Raw genomic sequence first — 15315 nt, forward strand, 5'->3', positions numbered from 1 at the left:
TGGCTGGAAGGTAGGGTCTGGCGGGTGACGACGCATTCGAACACTCCTGAAGGCTGGTACGCGGACCCTCAGGGCGCGGCTCAGCTGCTGCGCTGGTGGGACGGGTCCCAGTGGACCGAGCACACCAGCCCCGGCCAGCAGGCCGGCCAGGCGCAGGTCCAGGCCGCGCCCGTGGCCGCCGACCCGGCGAAGGTGCAGCGCCAGGTGCAGCAGCAGGCGGGCGTGGTGCCGAGCGGGCAGGGCGGCGGCACGCTCTTCACCGAGCCGGTCCTCGTGGTGAACCAGAAGGCCAAGCTCATCGAGCTGACCAACGAGTACAGCGTCATGGACCAGTCGGGCAACACGCTCGGCACGGTCGTGCAGGTGGGCCAGAGCACGCTCAAGAAGGTCGCGCGCTTCGTCTCCAGCGTCGACCAGTTCCTGACGCACAAGCTGGAGATCCGCGACGCCTACGGTCAGCCGCAGATGCTGCTGACCCGCCCGGCGAAGTTCATGAAGTCACGGGTCGTCGTCGAGCGCCCGGACGGACAGCCGATCGGCGAGATCGTCCAGCAGAACATGATCGGCAAGATCAACTTCGGCATGATGGTGGACGGCCGGCAGGTCGGCGCGATCAAGGCGGAGAACTGGCGCGCGTGGAACTTCGCGATCGTCGACCACGCGGACAACGAGGTCGCCCGGATCACGAAGACCTGGGAAGGCCTCGCGAAGACCATGTTCACCACCGCGGACAACTACGTCCTACAGATCCACTACCAGCTCCCCGAGCCGCTCCTGAGCCTGGTCGTGGCGACCGCCCTGACCGTCGACACGGCCCTCAAGCAGGATTCCCGCGGCTTCGGGTGACCGGACCGCACACGGCGACGGCGTCGGCCGCGTCCCCTGCCGGGGGTGCGGCCGACGCCGTTTTCGTCGCTGCGCCGTCAGGAGCGCGACAGGTGCAGCGCCGCCGGTTCCACCGGCCGGCCCGGGACCGACGGCAGGTACTCCGGCACCGGAACATCCGGGACCGGAACATCCGGGACCGCCCGCGGCGAGCGCGTGAGCACGACCACCCCGTACGCGGCCACCGCGGCGCCCGCCACCGCGAGCAGGATGCCCACGACGCCGCCCTGGAGCCGTTCCCCGAGCAGCGCCACCCCGATGACCGAGGCCGCGACCGGGTTGGAGAGCGTCACCACGGCGAGCGGGGCGCCGAGGCCGCCGCGGTAGGCGGTCTGCGAGAGCAGCAGGCCGCCGGCGGCGAACGCGGCCACCAGCAGCGCCACGATCACGACCTTCGGGCTGAGCAGCGGCCCCGAGCGGTCGGTGACGGCGACCGTGACGGTCTGCGTGAGCGCCGACGCGACGCCGGACGCGAAGCCCGACGCGGTCGCGTGCCGCAGCCCCGGCCGCGTGCCGGGCCGCGAGAGCACCCCGATGGCGACCATGGTCCCGGCGGCCACCACCAGCGCCTCCGGCACGGTCAGGGTGTCGTCCGGCGCCGGACCCGAGGCGGTCAGGAGCAGCGCGCCGAGGCCGATGAGCGTGAGCCCGGTGCCGCGCCACTCCAGGCGCGTGACCCGGCGCCCCGCGAGGCGCGCGCCGAGGGGTACGGCGGCGACCAGGGTGAGCGCTCCGAGGGGTTGGACCAGCGTGAGCGGGCCGTACTTCAGGGCGGCCACGTGCAGCAGCGCGGCGGCCGCGTTGAGGCCGACCGACGACCACCAGACGCCGCTGCCGAGCATCCGCAGGGCCCCGCTCTCGCCCTCGGTGACCCGGGCGGCGAGCCGCTCCTGGGCCACGGCCGCCGCCGCGTACGCGGCGGCCGAGACGAGGGAGAGCGCGACCGCGACCAGCGTGGCGTTCACCGTCCGGCCCCCGAAGCGATCAGCTCGGGCGTGCCCGCCGCGGGCTCGTACGCCGGAGCCTCATGCCCCGGAGCCTCATGCGTCGGTGCCTCATGCGCCGGAGGCTCGTACGCCGGTGCCTCATGCGCCGTACCGGAGGAGTGCCCCACGACCACGGACCGCTTGGGGCGCGGCAGGCGGATCACCGCGAGCGCGGCGCCGAGCAGGACGGTCGCCATGATCGCGTCCAGCCAGTAGTGGTTCGCCGTGCCGACGACCACGAGCAGGGTCAGGAGCGGATGCAGCAGCCACAGCCAGCGCCACCGCGTCGAGGTCGCGACGATCATGCCGACGGCGACCATCAGGGCCCAGCCGAAGTGCAGCGAGGGCATGGCCGCGAACTGGTTGGCCATGGTGTCCGTCGCGGGCTTGGCGGCGTACACCGAGGGCCCGTACACCTGTGCCGTGTCCACGAGGTGGGCGGCGTCCAGCATCCGCGGCGGCGCGAGCGGGAACCCCAGGTGCAGCACGAGCGCGGCGGCGGTCAGCGCGGCGAGCGCCCGGCGCGCCCAGACGTAGTGCCGGGGGCGGCACGCGTAGAGCCAGACGAGGAACAGCAGGGTCGCCGGGAAGTGCACGGTCGCGTAGTAGGTGTTCGCGACGTGGATCAGCGGGTCGCCGTGCAGCAGGAGATCCTGCACGGCGCCCTCGCCGGGCAGGCGCAGGGTCCGCTCGGCGTCCCACACGTGGTGGGCGTTGCGGAAGGCCTCGGCGGTGTGTCCGTTGGCCAGCTGCCTGCCGAACTTGTAGACGAGGAAGAGTCCTATGACGAGGAGGAGCTCGCGGACGAGGGGTGGTCGGGCAGATGTGTCCGGCTCCCGGACGGTTGTGTCCGGCTCCCGTTCGGCAGGCTCGGTTCGGGATTTCATCCCCCGGCCCCTTTACGTGACGACTGGGTGGTGCGGTCCTGAGCGAGGGATCGCCCCACTCATCGATACGCCAGTGTACCGATACGGAGGCGTACCGGTACACTGGCGTATCGATGGGGGCTGATGGCACCGGTTCGGCCCCCGTACCGAGGAGAAGAGTCATGACGTCGACGTCGAGCCGCTCGAAGATCACGCCGGAGCGTGAGCAGGAGTTCTACGACGCCGTCCTCGACCAGCTCCGCCAGTGCGGGTACGAGTCCCTGACCATGGAGGGCGTGGCCGCGAGCACCCGGTGCAGCAAGTCCACGCTCTACCGGCAGTGGAAGACCAAGCCGCAGTTCGTGGCGGCGGCGCTGCGGGCCAACCGCTGTGTGCGCTTCCAGGGCATCGACACCGGCAGCCTCGCCGGGGACCTGCGGGCGGCGGCCCGGGTCGCGGGCGAGGAGTCGGGGCGGGACACCATGCTGGTCCAGGCGCTCAGCCACGCGGTCCTGCAAGACGTCGACCTACAGCGGGCGCTGCGTGAGACGCTGGTCGAGCCGGAGCTCCAGGCCATGGACGCGATCATCCGGCGGGGCGTCGAGCGAGGCGAGATCGCGGCGGGACATCCGGCGGTGGAGTTCGTCACGGTGCAGCTCTTCGGCGTGCTGCGGGCCAGACCGGTCATCGAGGGCGCACACGCCGACGAGGAGTATCTGACCCGTTTCGTCGAGGCCTGCGTGCTGCCCGCGCTCGGCCTCACCTGAATCGTGGGCCCGGGTCTGTCGGATGACGGGACCCGGGTCCGCCCGCGCCGCACCGTGGGGACGGGGGCGGCGCGCACCCCCGGGCCGGACGGGGTTCCTCCTGAGCGGCGAGGAACCCCGGCCGGCCCGCTGGTTCCGGCGGATCGTGGGCGGTGCTTGGGGGCACCGCCCACGGCCGCCGGTCAGACGTCCTGACCCGTGCCTCCGCCGCCGATGGGGGCGGCCTTGATGCCCTTGGCGATCTTGTCCATGGCGGACTGCGAGGGAGCCTTGTCGTTCACGTCGATGCCCATGCGGACGATGACGAGCTTGTCCTTGTCGGCGGGGGACGGGAAGGCGAGCGACTCGACGTACCCGTCGTCGCTCTTCTCCGTGACGGCCTTCCAGCGGACGTGGTAGCCCTTCTGGCCCGCGACGGTGATCGCCTCGGAGGCCAGCACCTTGTGCGAGGTGATCCGGCCGTAGGTCTTGCCGCCGTACCCCTCCTTCGCGTTCTGCTTGATGTCCTCCTTCGCGGCCTCCTCGGGCGTCTTCGCGTCGAGCTTCAGCTCCTTCGCGGACTGGGAGAACGCGCTGGCGCGGGTGCACGACTCGCCGGTGTTGCCCGGGCACGGGATGGGGTCCGTCTGCACCCCGGCGCCCGTCTGGGTGGTGCCGCCCTTCCAGCCGTCGGGTATCGGGATCTTGATGCCGTTGACCGGGTCGGTCGCGAAGCCGGACTCCTGCGGGGCCCGCGGGGTGCCGGATTCGGGCGCCCGGGGCGCGTCGGGCGCCTCCGAGTCCCGCGGCGCCCGCGGGGCCCCGGACGACGGCTCATCGGCCGCGGAGCCGCCGTCGCCGTCATCGTCGGCGTTGAGGGCGTACACGCCCCCGCCGATCCCGGCGAGTACGACGAGCACCGCACCCGCGGCTATCGCGACGCGCAGGCCGCGCCGCTGCGGCGCCGGGGGCTGTGCCGGATACGCCGGAAAGGCCGGCTGGGCGACCTGGCCGGGCTGGCCAGGGTGGCCGGGATGGCCGCCGGGCTGGCTGGGCTGGCCGCTGGGCTGGGTCGGCTGCGCGTACGCGCCACCGGCGGCGCGCACCTGATCCGTCCATGCGTTCCCGTCCCACCAGCGCTCGGTGGGAGAGGCGCCGGCGGCCTGGCCGGGATCGGGGTACCAGCCGGGGGGAGTCATCTGCGTCATGGGCGCCAGAGTATGAGCTCACCGTGAAAGCGGGATGAGAGGGGCGGTCCTCAATGACCTCGCCGGACACGCGGGCCCGCGGAGCCTCGTTGGTTTCCCCCTGATTCCCGCCTCAGGCGAGCGCCCGCCCTACCGGCCCGCTCTACCGGCCCCCGCTCCCATGCCCGTTGACGACCAGACGCATCGGTCCCGCCTTCTCCCGTACCGGCTCCGGCCACGGCGTCCCGTGGCGGCCCGGGGTGACCGAGCCCAGGACGCTCGCGTGCCGGGCCCCCGTGCTCGCCGGGTCGGTGCCCGGCAGGCCGTGCAGGGTCAGGAAGCCGAGGACGGCGAAGGCGTATGCCTCCTTCGCCGCGGCCGGCATGCCCAGCTCGTCGGACGTGCGCAGCGCGACGGCGGTGCCCAACTCCGTCCGCAGCGCGGCCATCAGCGCCGGGTTGCGCGTGCCGCCGCCGGAGGCGATGACCTCCGTGGCCCGCACCGAGCGGACCGCGTCGGCGACCGTGCGGGCGGTGAGCCGGGTCAGCGTGGCGGCGACGTCCTCGGGGGGCAGCGTCTCGTACCCCCGCAACGCCGTACGGAGATAGGGCAGATGGAAGAGCTCCTTGCCGGTCGTCTTCGGCGCGGGGAGCGCGTAGTACGGCTCGGCGAGAAGCCGGGCGAGCAGGGCCTCGTCGACGGTGCCGCGGGCGGCGAGGCCACCGTCCAGGTCATAGGCCAGGCGGCCACCCGTGGCCTCGCTCACCGCCGCGTCGATCAGGGCGTTGGCGGGGCCCGTGTCGAAGGCCGTGCCGTCGGGGGCGGTGATGTTGGCGATGCCGCCCAGGTTCAGCGCGGCGGGGGCGCCGGGCCTGCCGCGCAGCCACATCCGGTCCACGAGGCTGACCAGGGGCGCGCCCTGGCCGCCCGCCGCGATGTCCCGGGGGCGGAAGTCGGCGACCACCGGCAGCCCCGTCGCCTCGGCGATCCACGCGGGCTGCCCGATCTGCAGGGTGCCGTGCACCTGCCCGTCCGCCACCCAGTGGTAGACGGTCTGGCCGTGCGAGGCGACCAGCCCGGCCTGTCCGTCGCACAGCTCGCGGTCCGCCTCGACCGCGGCGGCGGCGAAGGCCCGGCCGATCTCCGTGTCGAGCCGGCAGACGTCGGCGAGCGTGGTGGCCGCGGGAGGCAGCGCGGCGGCGAGCCGGGAACGCAGTCCCCCGTCGTAGCCCCGGCTGATCAACCCCAGGGGAGTGAGCGTCAGACGGTCGCCGTCCAGGATCAGATCGGCGGCTGCCGCGTCGATCGCGTCGTACGAGGTCCCTGACATGAGCCCGATCACGCGCACGTGGGGCCTCCTTCTCGGTCGGCTCGCCAATGCGTTTGATCATCGCACCCCGTGGACCGCGGGTGACCCCCCTTACTCGAACGTATTGTCGGGCGCGGTCGTTCGCCATGCCGGCCCGCCCGCCGGACGTGCGGCTTTCCCTTGACTCCGGGGCCCGGCACCGCCACCCCGCGCGCGGAGTCACTGGGGGCGCGGAAGGGCGGTACGGCAGGCTCACTCCCGCGCGGCGAGGACCCGCCCGCGCCACACCCCCGGACCCCCGAAGGCGCTCCGCAGCACCCGCGCCTTGGTCAGCCACAGGGAGAGGTCGAACTCGGCGGTGTACCCGATCGCCCCGTGGAGCTGGAGCGCCGCGCGAGCCGCCCCGTACGCCGCCTCGGCCGCCGTCACCTTGGCGGCGGCGACATCTGCCGGCGCCATGGTCAGCGCGGCGCCGAACACCAGCGGCCGGGCGAACTCCAGGGCCACCAGGACATCCGCCAGGCGGTGCTTGACCGCCTGGAACGCCCCGATCGGCGCGCCGAACTGGGAGCGCTGCTTCACATACACCACGGTTCGGTCGAGCAGCGTGAGCCCGACGCCGAGGCTCTGCGCGGCCGTGGCGAGAGCCGCCCACCGCGTCGCGTGCCGGGTGGCGTCGGCCACCGCAGGGCCCGCGGCCAGCAGTTCACCGCCGGGCAGGGGAGCGGCCAGGTACCGTGCGCGGTCGAGGGAGCGGCGCACGCGCGCGTGGCCGGGCGCCAGCCGCAGCTCGTCCTCGACCACCGTCAGGATGAGGTCCGCCACCTGCGGGTCCACGGCATACGGCCCGCCGTCCGGGAGTGTCAGCGTCGCGCTCGCCCTGCCCGTGGCGAGCGCGGGCAGGAACCGCTTGGCAGGTCCCGGCTCGCCCAGCGCGGCCAGGCGGGAGAGCAACGCCGAGGCGGCCACCGTCTCGACGGCCGGTCCCGGCACGGCGTGCCTGCCCAGCTCCACGAAGGCGACGGCCGTCTCGGCGGGCAGCGGGCCGACCCCTTCGTACTCCCGCGGGACCGCCAACGCGAACACCCCCGCGTCCGCGAGCCGCGTCCACACGGCCTGCCCCGGGGCGTGGTCACCCGCGCCCCACGCGCGCGCGGGGGCCACCGTGCCGGCCGCCGTCAGCATCGCGTCCAGCGACCGCGCGAACTCCCGCTGCTCGGCATCGAGAAGGAACCTCATCAGCGACGCCCCTTCGGCAGCCCGAGCAGCCGCTCGGCGATGATGTCGCGCTGGATCTCATTGGTCCCGGCATAGATGGTCCCGGCCAGCGAAAAGACGTACCCCTCGACCCAGTCGTACGCATCCCCACCCGAACGGCAACTGCCCGGCTCGCCACCACCGGGCCTGTCGCCGCCGGGTTTGCCGCCTTCGGCCCCGCCACCGCAGGCCGCGTCGTCCTCGGCCCCGGCCCCGGCCCCGGCGGTCAGTTCGCCCTCCGCCCCCAGCAGGTCGAGCGCCGTCTCATGAGTGGCGATGTCGTGTTCCGACCAGAAGACCTTGTTCAGGCTGGACTCGGCGCCGATCGTCTCCCCGGCCGCGAAGCGCGAGGCGCTCGCCCAGGTGAACAGTTCGTACGCGCGTGCCCCGATGACGGCGTCGGCGACCCGGTCGCGCAGGGCCGTGTCCGTCGGGTCGCCCTGGGCCCGCCAGCGCCGCGCGAGGCGGTCGGCCGTGGCGAGGAAGCGGCCGGGGGAGCGCAGGGTCAGACCGCGTTCGTTGCCCGTGGTCGACATGGCGATGCGCCAGCCCTGGCCCGGCTCGCCGATGACGTCCCCGTCGGGCACGAAGACGTCGTCGAGGAAGAGTTCGGCGAAGGCGGGCTTACCGTCCAGACGCCCGACGGGGCGGACTCTCACCCCGGCCGCGTCGAGGGGGAACATCAGATACACCAGTCCCTGGTGCGGCTTGGGCGGCGCGCCCCCCGCCCCGGCCCCGCACGGCTCGCAGCGGAACAGGCCGAACGCGCGGTCGGCGAAGGCGGCCCGTGACGACCACGTCTTCTGGCCGCCGATCAGCCAGCCGCCCTCGGTCCGCCGCGCGGTGGACCGCAGCGACGCCAGGTCCGACCCCGCCTCGGGCTCCGACCAGGCCTGGGCCCAGATCACCTCGCCAGTCGCCATGGCGGGCAGCACCCGGGCGCGCTGCTCGGCGGTGCCGTGGTCGAAGAGGGTCGGCGCGAGCAGGCTGATGCCGTTCTGCGAGACCCGGCCCGGCGCTCCCGCCGCGTGGTACTCCTCCTCGAACAGCAGCCATTCGACGAGGCCGGCGCCCTGTCCGCCGTACTCCTCGGGCCAGGAGACCACCGACCAGCGGTCCGCCGCGAGCTCACGCTCCCACTCCCGGTGGGCGGCGAAACCCGCCTCGGTCTCCAGGGACGGCAGCGGCGCGACCGGCACGTGCGCGGCCAGCCACGCGCGCGCCCGCCGCCTGAACTCGCGCTCCCGCGCGGTGAAGTCGAGGTCCATCGCAGGACCGCCCCCTTCGTCTCTCGTCGATTCCCTCTTCCCTAACAAGTGTTTGGTAGATTACTCTGTGTGGTGTCGAAGAGTCGAGAGCCGCGAAGAGCCGAGGATCGGTCGGCACCGCCGCGGTCAGGGGATGGGAGGGCCGGCCGCCCATGGATGCATTCGCTCGCCCACCGGACGTGCCCGTCTGTCCGCCCGGCCATGACCTGCTCGCGGGCCGCACCGCCGTGATCACGGCCGCCGCGGGGGCCGGTATAGGCGGCGCCACCGCCCGCCGCTTCCTCGAGGAGGGCGCACGCGTCGTCATCGGCGACGCCCACCCGCGCCGCACCAAGGAGTCGGTGGCGGCGCTCGCCGAGGAGTTCGGCGCGGACCGCGTCGACGGCATCCCGTGCGACGTCACCGAAGAGGCGCAGGTGCAGAGCCTGTTCGAGCTGGCGGAGGCCCGCCACGACCGCCTGGACATCGTGGTGAACAACGCGGGCCTCGGCGGCACCGCGGAGCTCACCGAGATGACCGACGAGCAGTGGGACAAGGTCATCGACGTGACGTTGACCGGCACGTTCCGGTGTACCCGCGCCGCCCTGCGCCGCCTGCGGGCCGCCGCGCGCGGCGGCGTCATCGTGAACAACGCCTCGGTGCTCGGCTGGCGCGCCCAGGCCGGGCAGGCGCACTATGCCGCGGCCAAGGCGGGCGTCATGGCCCTCACCCGCTGCGCCGCGGTCGAGGCCGCCCCGCACGGCATCCGCGTCAACGCGGTCGCGCCGAGCCTCGCCATGCACCCCCATCTCGCGAAGGTCACCTCGCCCGAGCTCCTCGCGGAGCTCACGGCCCGCGAGGCGTTCGGGCGGTATGCGGAGCCGTGGGAGATGGCCAACGTCATGGTCTTCCTGGCCAGTGGCTACTCGTCGTACATGACGGGTGAGACGGTCTCGGTCAGCAGTCAGCGCGCCTAGGCGGAGAATGACCGTGTGTCGAAACCGAAGACCAGCACCAGCCCCCGCACCAGCCCCAGCGCACCGGAACCGGGCACCAGCGCACCGGAACCGAGCGCCAGCGCACCGCGGCCGGGCGCCCGCAAGAAGAAGACCGCGGTGAGCCCCTCGCCCGAGCGGCGCCACGAACTGCTCGGCATCGCCGCCGACGTCTTCGCCGAGCAGGGGTACAACGCCACCACGGTCCGCAAGATCGCCGACGCCGCGGGCATGCTCGCCGGCAGCCTCTACTACCACTTCGACTCCAAGGAGTCGATGCTCGAAGAGATCCTGCGCACCTTCCTCGCCGAGCTCTGGGACGGGTACGACACCGTGCTCCAGGCTCAGCTTGACCCCAGGGCGACGCTGGAGGCCCTGGTCACCGAGTCCTTCCGGGAGATCGACCGGCACCGCGCCGCCGTCGCGATCTACCAGAAGGAGGCCAAGCACCTGGTCGCGCAGGAGCGCTTCCAGTACCTGTCGGACTCCCAGCAGCGCTTCGAGAAGGCGTGGCTGACCACACTGGAGCGCGGCGTCGCCGAAGGCGCCTTCCGCGACGACCTGGACATCCGGCTCGCCTACCGCTTCGTGCGCGACACCGTCTGGGTCGCCGCGTCCTGGTACCGCCCCGGCGGAGGCCACAGCCCCGAGGAGATCGCCCGCCAGTACCTGTCGATGGTCCTGGACGGCATCTCCGTACGTACGTAAGCGGCGCGCCGAAGGGCGGCGCGTTCCACGACCGAGGAGAGCACGCCATGGCCGAGGCCTACATCGTCGAAGCGGTCCGTACCCCCGTCGGCAGGCGCGGGAAGGGGCTCGCCGGGGTCCACCCCGCCGACCTGGGTGCCCATGTCCTCAAGGCGCTCGTCGAGCGTTCCGGCGTCGATCCCGCCGCCGTGGAGGACGTCGTCTTCGGCTGTCTGGACACCGTCGGGCCGCAGGCCGGTGACATCGCCCGTACCAGCTGGCTGGCCGCCGGGCTCCCCGAGGAGGTGCCAGGCGTGACGATCGACCGGCAGTGCGGTTCGTCCCAGCAGGCCGTGCACTTCGCCGCGCAGGGCGTCCTGTCCGGCACCCAGGACCTCGTCGTGGCCGGCGGCACACAGAACATGTCGATGATCCCCATCGCCTTCGCCTCCCGCCGGGCCGCCGAACCCCTCGGCCTCACCGACGGCCCCTACGCGGGCAGCGAGGGCTGGCGGGCCCGGTACGGCGACCGGCCCGTCAACCAGTTCCACGGCGCCCAGCTCATCGCCGCCAAGTGGGACATATCCCGCCGCGACATGGAGGAGTTCGCGCTCCGCTCCCACCAGCGGGCGATCCGCGCCATCGACGAGGGCCGCTTCGCGCGCGAACTCGTCGCGTACGACGACATCACCACCGACGAGGGCCCGCGCCGGGACACCACCCTGGAGAAGATGGCGGGCCTCGCGCCCGTCCTGGCCGACGGCACGCTCACCGCCGCCTGCTCCTCACAGGTCTCCGACGGCGCCGCGGCGATGCTGCTCGCGAGCGAGAAGGCCGTGCGCGAGCACAAGTTGACGCCGCGAGCCCGCGTGCACCATCTCTCCGTGCGCGGCGAGGACCCCATCCGGATGCTCTCCGCGCCGATCCCCGCCACCGCGTACGCCCTGAAGAAGACCGGCATGAGCATCGGCGACATCGACCTGGTCGAGATCAACGAGGCGTTCGCGCCGGTCGTCCTCGCCTGGCTGAGGGAGACCGGCGCCGACCCCGAGAAGGTCAACGTCAACGGCGGTGCGATCGCGCTTGGCCACCCCCTCGGCGCGACGGGGGCCAGACTGATGACGACCCTCCTGCACGAACTGGAGCGCACCGGCGGCCGGTTCGGCCTCCAGACGATGTGCGAGGGCGGCGGCCAGGCCAACGTGACGATCATCGAACGCCTCTGAGGGCCTCTGCCGCGGACGCCCCGCGCCGCTCGCGCCCGGCACCTCGTCTCACCCTGTCGGAGTACCTGCCCGGACGGCGCTCCACGGCGGCCCCGACCCGGCTAGTCTCGACTCAGTACGCCGATTGAGTGATCCGGGAGGAAGCGATGACGCAGGGACGGCCCGGAGGAGCCGCCTGGATCCCGCTGTGGGAGCGCGAGGACGAACTCGCCGCCGCGTCCCGTGCTCTCGACGAGCTCTGCATGGACTCCACGAGCACGGGCGGGCTCCTGGCCTTCAGCCGCGAGGCCGGCATCGGCAAGACGGCGCTCCTCACCGCGGTGCGCCGCATGGCGGAGGGCCGCGCCACCGTCTGGACGGCGCGCGGCGGCGAGACGGTGACCTCCGTCCCCTTCAACGTCGTACGCCAGCTCCTGCAACCCGCACTCGTCGCCCTCTCGGACGAGGAGGTCCGCGAATACCTCGGCGACCGGTACGACATCGCGGGCCCCGCCCTCGGCGTGGCCGTACCCGGCGGCGGCCAGGCCGACCCGAAGGCCGTCTGCGACGGCCTCGTCGAGGCGGTCTCGCGGTTCGCCCAGCTGAAGTGGCCGCTCGTCCTCATCATCGACGACGCGCACTGGGCCGACCAGGAAACGCTCCAGTGGCTCGCCGCGTTCGCCCGTCGCCTCGACGAACTGCCCGTGCTCGTCGTGGTCGCCCACCGGCCCGGCGACGCCGAGGGTGTGAGCGCCCGCCACATCGCCACCGTCGACGCCGCGGCCCACACCTTCACCACCCTGCGCGCGCTCACCCCGGACGCCGCCGCGGGCCTCACCCGCGCCACCCTCGGCGAGCACGCCGACGCTCCGTTCTGCCGCGAGGTCTGGGCGGTCACCGGCGGCAATCCGTACGAATCGGTGGAGCTCCTCGCCAAGGTGCAGGACAGCGAGCTCGAACCGGTCGAGAGCTCCGCGGACGGCCTGCGCGCCCTCAACCGCACCGCCAAGGGCAACGGCCTGGTCGCCCGCCTGGAGAGCCTCGGCACCGACGTCACCCGCTTCGCCTGGGCGGCCGCCATCCTCGGCACCTCCATCTCCCTGGACCTGGCCGCCCGGCTCGCCGGGATGCCCCGCGACAAGGCCGAGGAGTGCGCGGACCGGCTCTGCGCCGCGCGCATCCTGCTCCGCGAGGGCGAAGTCCTGGAGTTCGTCCACCCGCAGCTCGCGAGCACGATCTACCGCTCGATCTCCGGTGGCATCCGCACCGCCATGCACGGCCGGGCCGCCTCCGTCGTCGCGCAGTCCGGGCTCGGCGCCGCCGCGGCCTCCCGGCACCTGCTCGAAGTCCACCCGGACGACGACCCCGAACTGGTCGAGCAGATGCGCCAGGCCGCCGCCGAACACCTCGCGGTGGGCGCGCCCGACGCGGCCCGGCGCTGCCTGGAGCGGGCCCTGCGGGAACCGCCGCTGCCCGAGATCCACGCGCGCGTGCTGTACGAACTGGGGTGCGCCACCCTGCTGACCTCGCCCTCCACCACCATCGCCCACCTGCGCGAGGCGCTCTCCATGCGCGGCCTCGACCAGGAGCTGCGCGTCGACGCGGTCTGCCGCCTCTCCCAGGCCCTGGTCCACAACGACCAGCTCGAAGAGGGCCTTCGGGCCATCGCCGATGAGGAGAGCCGGCTCGAACCGGGGCCCGCGCGGCTGCGCCTGCAAGCCGTGCACTACATGTGGGAGGGCATCCACGCGGGCGAGGAGGACTCGCCGGGGCGTTCCCGGCGGCTCGCCGCACTGGCGGGGCCGCTCTCGGGCCGGGACAACTCCGAGCGTGCCCTGCTGATCCTGCGCGCCTTCGACGCGATGACCCGCGGGGAGAACGCGGAGATGGTCGTCGAGCTCTGCGACCGCGCCCTCGTCAACGGCCGCCTCGCGCCGGGGCTCGGCTGGACCGACACCGAGTGGAGCTTCGAACTCCGCCTGATGCTCGCCGGGTCCTACGCCTTCTGCGACCGTCTCGACCGGGCGGAGAGCCTGTTCACCGAAGCCGTGCGGGCCTATGAGTGCGCCGGCTGGAGCGGCGGTCACCTCGCGCTCTCGCACGCCTTCCTCGGCTATGTGTACCGCAGGCGCGGACGGCTCACCGACGCCGAGCGTTCGCTGCGCGAGAGCCTGCGCCTCGCCGACCGTGTCGGGGAGGGCCTTCCCATGCACTGGGAGGCGGCCAGCATGCTCATCGACACGCTCCTCGCGCGCGGGCACGTGGAGGAGGCCGGGGCGATCGCCGACCGGTACGGCTTCGCGCCGCCCTCCGCCTCCACGATCTACGTGCCCGACGCCATGTCGGTGCGCGGCAGGCTGCTGCTCGCCCTCGGCCGCACGGAGGAGGGGCTCAATGAACTGGAGGCCACGGCCAAGGCGTTGACCGCGCGCGGCCAGTACAACACCGTGCTCGCGCCGTGGGCGTTCGACCTCGCCCGCGCCCTGGCGCACGCGGACCCGAAGCGGGCGACGCGCCTCGTCGCCGACGCGCGCATGCAGGCCGAGCGGTTCGGCACGGACACCGCGATCGGCGAGGCCCTGCGGTGCGCGGCGGCCCTGGAGAGCGGCCCGCGCTCGGTGGCGCTGTACCGCAAGGCGGCCACCTACCTGGAGGCCTCACCCTGCGCGTACGAACACGCGGTGGCCCGCGTGGAGTACGGCATCGCGGCGGAGTCGGCCCCGGAACTGGAGCGAGGCCTCACGCTGGCCCGCACCTGCGGGGCGGACGGCCTGGTGGACCGGGCTCTGGACCACTTGGCGCTGGTCCGCCAGTAACGTCCGCCGGCGTGGGCGCCTCGAACCCTGGCCGGCCATTTCACCCCACACCCCCACCCTCAGCCCCACCCCCCTTGCCCAACCGCCCCAGTACCTCGTTCGCCTCCCGCATCAGTCTCTCCAGCAGCTCCGCGCACGACGGGACGTCGTCGATCGTTCCCGCCACCTGGCCCGAGGCCATGATCCCGAGGTCGGGGCGGCCGTCCACCATCGCGGACCTGAGCATCATCGGCGTGTTGGCCGCCAGCAGCACCTGGCTCCACGTCAGCTCCCTGCCGTGTCGCATCGCCAGGCCGTCGCGGGCCATCCGGGACCAGCTCAGGCCCGAGACCCTGCGGAACGCCGCCGCGTGGCGCACCGCGCGGGCCAGGGACGCGGCCCGGCCCGACCTCTCCAGGGCCGCCACCAGCTCCGTCCGCAGCATGCGGTGCGGGAGGCCGTCCACGCGCGTGGTGACCGTGACGTCCCTGACGGAGGCCGCCAGATAGCGGGCCTTGACGGCGGCCGGCACCGTCGAGTCCGAGGTGAGCAGGAAGCGCGTGCCCATGGCCACTCCCGCCGCCCCGAAGGCGAGCGCGGCGACCAGGCCGCGGCCGTCGCGGAACCCGCCGGCCGCGACCACCGGTATGTCCACCGCGTCGACCACCTGCGGCAGCAGCACCGTCGTGGCGACCTCACCGGTGTGGCCGCCGCCCTCGCCGCCCTGCACGATCACCGCGTCCGCGCCCCACGCCGCCACCTTCTCGGCATGGCGTCGCGCGCCGACCGAGGGGATCACCACCACCCCCGCGTCCTTCAGTTCGGCGATCAGCTCCCTGGACGGCGCGAGCGCGAAGGACGCGACCCGCACCCCCTCGTCGACGATCACCCGGACCCGGTCCCGCGCGTCACCCGCGTCGGCCCGCAGATTGACCCCGAAGGGCGCCTCCGTACGGGACGTGACCTCCCGCACCGCCTCGCGCAACCGCTCGACCGACATGGTCGCGGAGGCCAGGATGCCGAGCGCCCCGGCGTTGGCCGCGGCCGAGACCAGGCGCGGCCCCGCCACCCAGCCCATGCCGGTCTGCACGATGGGGTGGCGCACCCCGACGAGCCTGGTCAGCGGTGTCTCGATGGCCGGCGGGCCCGC

Annotated in this window: 13 protein-coding genes; 6 read left to right on the forward strand and 7 right to left on the reverse strand. The window is 73.4% G+C overall.

Annotation, left to right across the window (positions count from 1 at the left end):
* Positions 1-24: 24 nt before the first annotated feature.
* Entirely contained in the window at positions 25-846 is an 822-nt protein-coding gene (locus ACRAKF_RS32910; RefSeq protein WP_447041496.1) for a phospholipid scramblase-related protein, read from the forward strand.
* Between the two features lie 77 nt (positions 847-923).
* On the opposite strand, the gene ACRAKF_RS32915 is transcribed toward ACRAKF_RS32910, so the two are convergent.
* Positions 924-1850, reverse strand: a complete 927-nt coding sequence (locus ACRAKF_RS32915) for a DMT family transporter (RefSeq protein ID WP_447041498.1) — start codon at positions 1848-1850, stop codon at positions 924-926.
* Complete coding sequence (locus ACRAKF_RS32920) at positions 1847-2758, reverse strand: phosphatase PAP2 family protein (RefSeq protein WP_447041499.1); 912 nt, start codon at positions 2756-2758, stop codon at positions 1847-1849. Before ACRAKF_RS32920 ends, ACRAKF_RS32915 begins: the two co-directional genes overlap by 4 nt.
* 161 nt (positions 2759-2919) lie before the next feature.
* On the opposite strand from ACRAKF_RS32920, the gene ACRAKF_RS32925 reads away from it, so the two are divergent.
* Entirely contained in the window at positions 2920-3504 is a 585-nt protein-coding gene (locus ACRAKF_RS32925) for a TetR/AcrR family transcriptional regulator C-terminal ligand-binding domain-containing protein (RefSeq protein ID WP_447041500.1), read from the forward strand.
* Between the two features lie 182 nt (positions 3505-3686).
* Here the strand turns inward: ACRAKF_RS32925 and ACRAKF_RS32930 are convergent, their stop codons facing one another.
* The 4 genes from ACRAKF_RS32930 to ACRAKF_RS32945 all read right to left on the reverse strand — a co-directional run bounded on the left by ACRAKF_RS32930 (position 3687) and on the right by ACRAKF_RS32945 (position 8504).
* On the reverse strand, positions 3687-4691 hold the full coding sequence (locus ACRAKF_RS32930) for a DUF2510 domain-containing protein (RefSeq protein WP_447041501.1): 1005 nt from the start codon (positions 4689-4691) through the stop codon (positions 3687-3689).
* A gap of 142 nt (positions 4692-4833) precedes the next feature.
* Positions 4834-6018 carry an anhydro-N-acetylmuramic acid kinase gene (locus tag ACRAKF_RS32935; protein ID WP_447041503.1) on the reverse strand — a complete coding sequence of 395 codons (1185 nt, stop codon included), beginning with the start codon at positions 6016-6018 and terminating at the stop codon, positions 4834-4836.
* A gap of 213 nt (positions 6019-6231) precedes the next feature.
* Positions 6232-7218 (reverse strand): acyl-CoA dehydrogenase family protein, encoded by a 987-nt coding sequence (locus ACRAKF_RS32940; RefSeq protein ID WP_447041504.1) that lies wholly within the window; start codon positions 7216-7218, stop codon positions 6232-6234.
* Positions 7218-8504 carry an acyl-CoA dehydrogenase family protein gene (locus tag ACRAKF_RS32945; RefSeq protein WP_447041506.1) on the reverse strand — a complete coding sequence of 429 codons (1287 nt, stop codon included), beginning with the start codon at positions 8502-8504 and terminating at the stop codon, positions 7218-7220. Before ACRAKF_RS32945 ends, ACRAKF_RS32940 begins: the two co-directional genes overlap by 1 nt.
* 152 nt (positions 8505-8656) lie before the next feature.
* On the opposite strand from ACRAKF_RS32945, the gene ACRAKF_RS32950 reads away from it, so the two are divergent.
* The 4 genes from ACRAKF_RS32950 to ACRAKF_RS32965 all read left to right on the forward strand — a co-directional run bounded on the left by ACRAKF_RS32950 (position 8657) and on the right by ACRAKF_RS32965 (position 14186).
* On the forward strand, positions 8657-9460 hold the full coding sequence (locus ACRAKF_RS32950; protein WP_447041507.1) for an SDR family oxidoreductase: 804 nt from the start codon (positions 8657-8659) through the stop codon (positions 9458-9460).
* A 138-nt stretch (positions 9461-9598) separates the two neighbouring features.
* Positions 9599-10186 carry a TetR/AcrR family transcriptional regulator gene (locus ACRAKF_RS32955; RefSeq protein ID WP_447042284.1) on the forward strand — a complete coding sequence of 196 codons (588 nt, stop codon included), beginning with the start codon at positions 9599-9601 and terminating at the stop codon, positions 10184-10186.
* A 47-nt stretch (positions 10187-10233) separates the two neighbouring features.
* Entirely contained in the window at positions 10234-11391 is a 1158-nt protein-coding gene (locus tag ACRAKF_RS32960; RefSeq protein ID WP_447041508.1) for an acetyl-CoA C-acetyltransferase, read from the forward strand.
* 146 nt (positions 11392-11537) lie between these two features.
* On the forward strand, positions 11538-14186 hold the full coding sequence (locus tag ACRAKF_RS32965; RefSeq protein ID WP_447041509.1) for an ATP-binding protein: 2649 nt from the start codon (positions 11538-11540) through the stop codon (positions 14184-14186).
* Between the two features lie 40 nt (positions 14187-14226).
* Here ACRAKF_RS32965 and ACRAKF_RS32970 read toward each other — a convergent pair whose 3' ends face one another.
* Entirely contained in the window at positions 14227-15300 is a 1074-nt protein-coding gene (locus tag ACRAKF_RS32970) for an NAD(P)H-dependent flavin oxidoreductase (protein ID WP_447042285.1), read from the reverse strand.
* Positions 15301-15315: the final 15 nt, after the last annotated feature.

The organism is Streptomyces sp. DSM 118878 (assembly GCF_052936595.1).

Excerpts from the sequence above, each read along its gene's own strand:
- ACRAKF_RS32920 (WP_447041499.1), bottom strand. The coding sequence starts at position 2,758 with ATGAAATCCCGAACCGAGCCTGCCGAACGGGAGCCGGACACAACCGTC.
- ACRAKF_RS32925 (WP_447041500.1), top strand. The coding sequence starts at position 2,920 with ATGACGTCGACGTCGAGCCGCTCGAAGATCACGCCGGAGCGTGAGCAG.
- ACRAKF_RS32930 (WP_447041501.1), bottom strand. The coding sequence starts at position 4,691 with ATGACGCAGATGACTCCCCCCGGCTGGTACCCCGATCCCGGCCAGGCC.
- ACRAKF_RS32940 (WP_447041504.1), bottom strand. The coding sequence starts at position 7,218 with ATGAGGTTCCTTCTCGATGCCGAGCAGCGGGAGTTCGCGCGGTCGCTG.
- ACRAKF_RS32945 (WP_447041506.1), bottom strand. The coding sequence starts at position 8,504 with ATGGACCTCGACTTCACCGCGCGGGAGCGCGAGTTCAGGCGGCGGGCG.
- ACRAKF_RS32950 (WP_447041507.1), top strand. The coding sequence starts at position 8,657 with ATGGATGCATTCGCTCGCCCACCGGACGTGCCCGTCTGTCCGCCCGGC.
- ACRAKF_RS32960 (WP_447041508.1), top strand. The coding sequence starts at position 10,234 with ATGGCCGAGGCCTACATCGTCGAAGCGGTCCGTACCCCCGTCGGCAGG.
- ACRAKF_RS32965 (WP_447041509.1), top strand. The coding sequence starts at position 11,538 with ATGACGCAGGGACGGCCCGGAGGAGCCGCCTGGATCCCGCTGTGGGAG.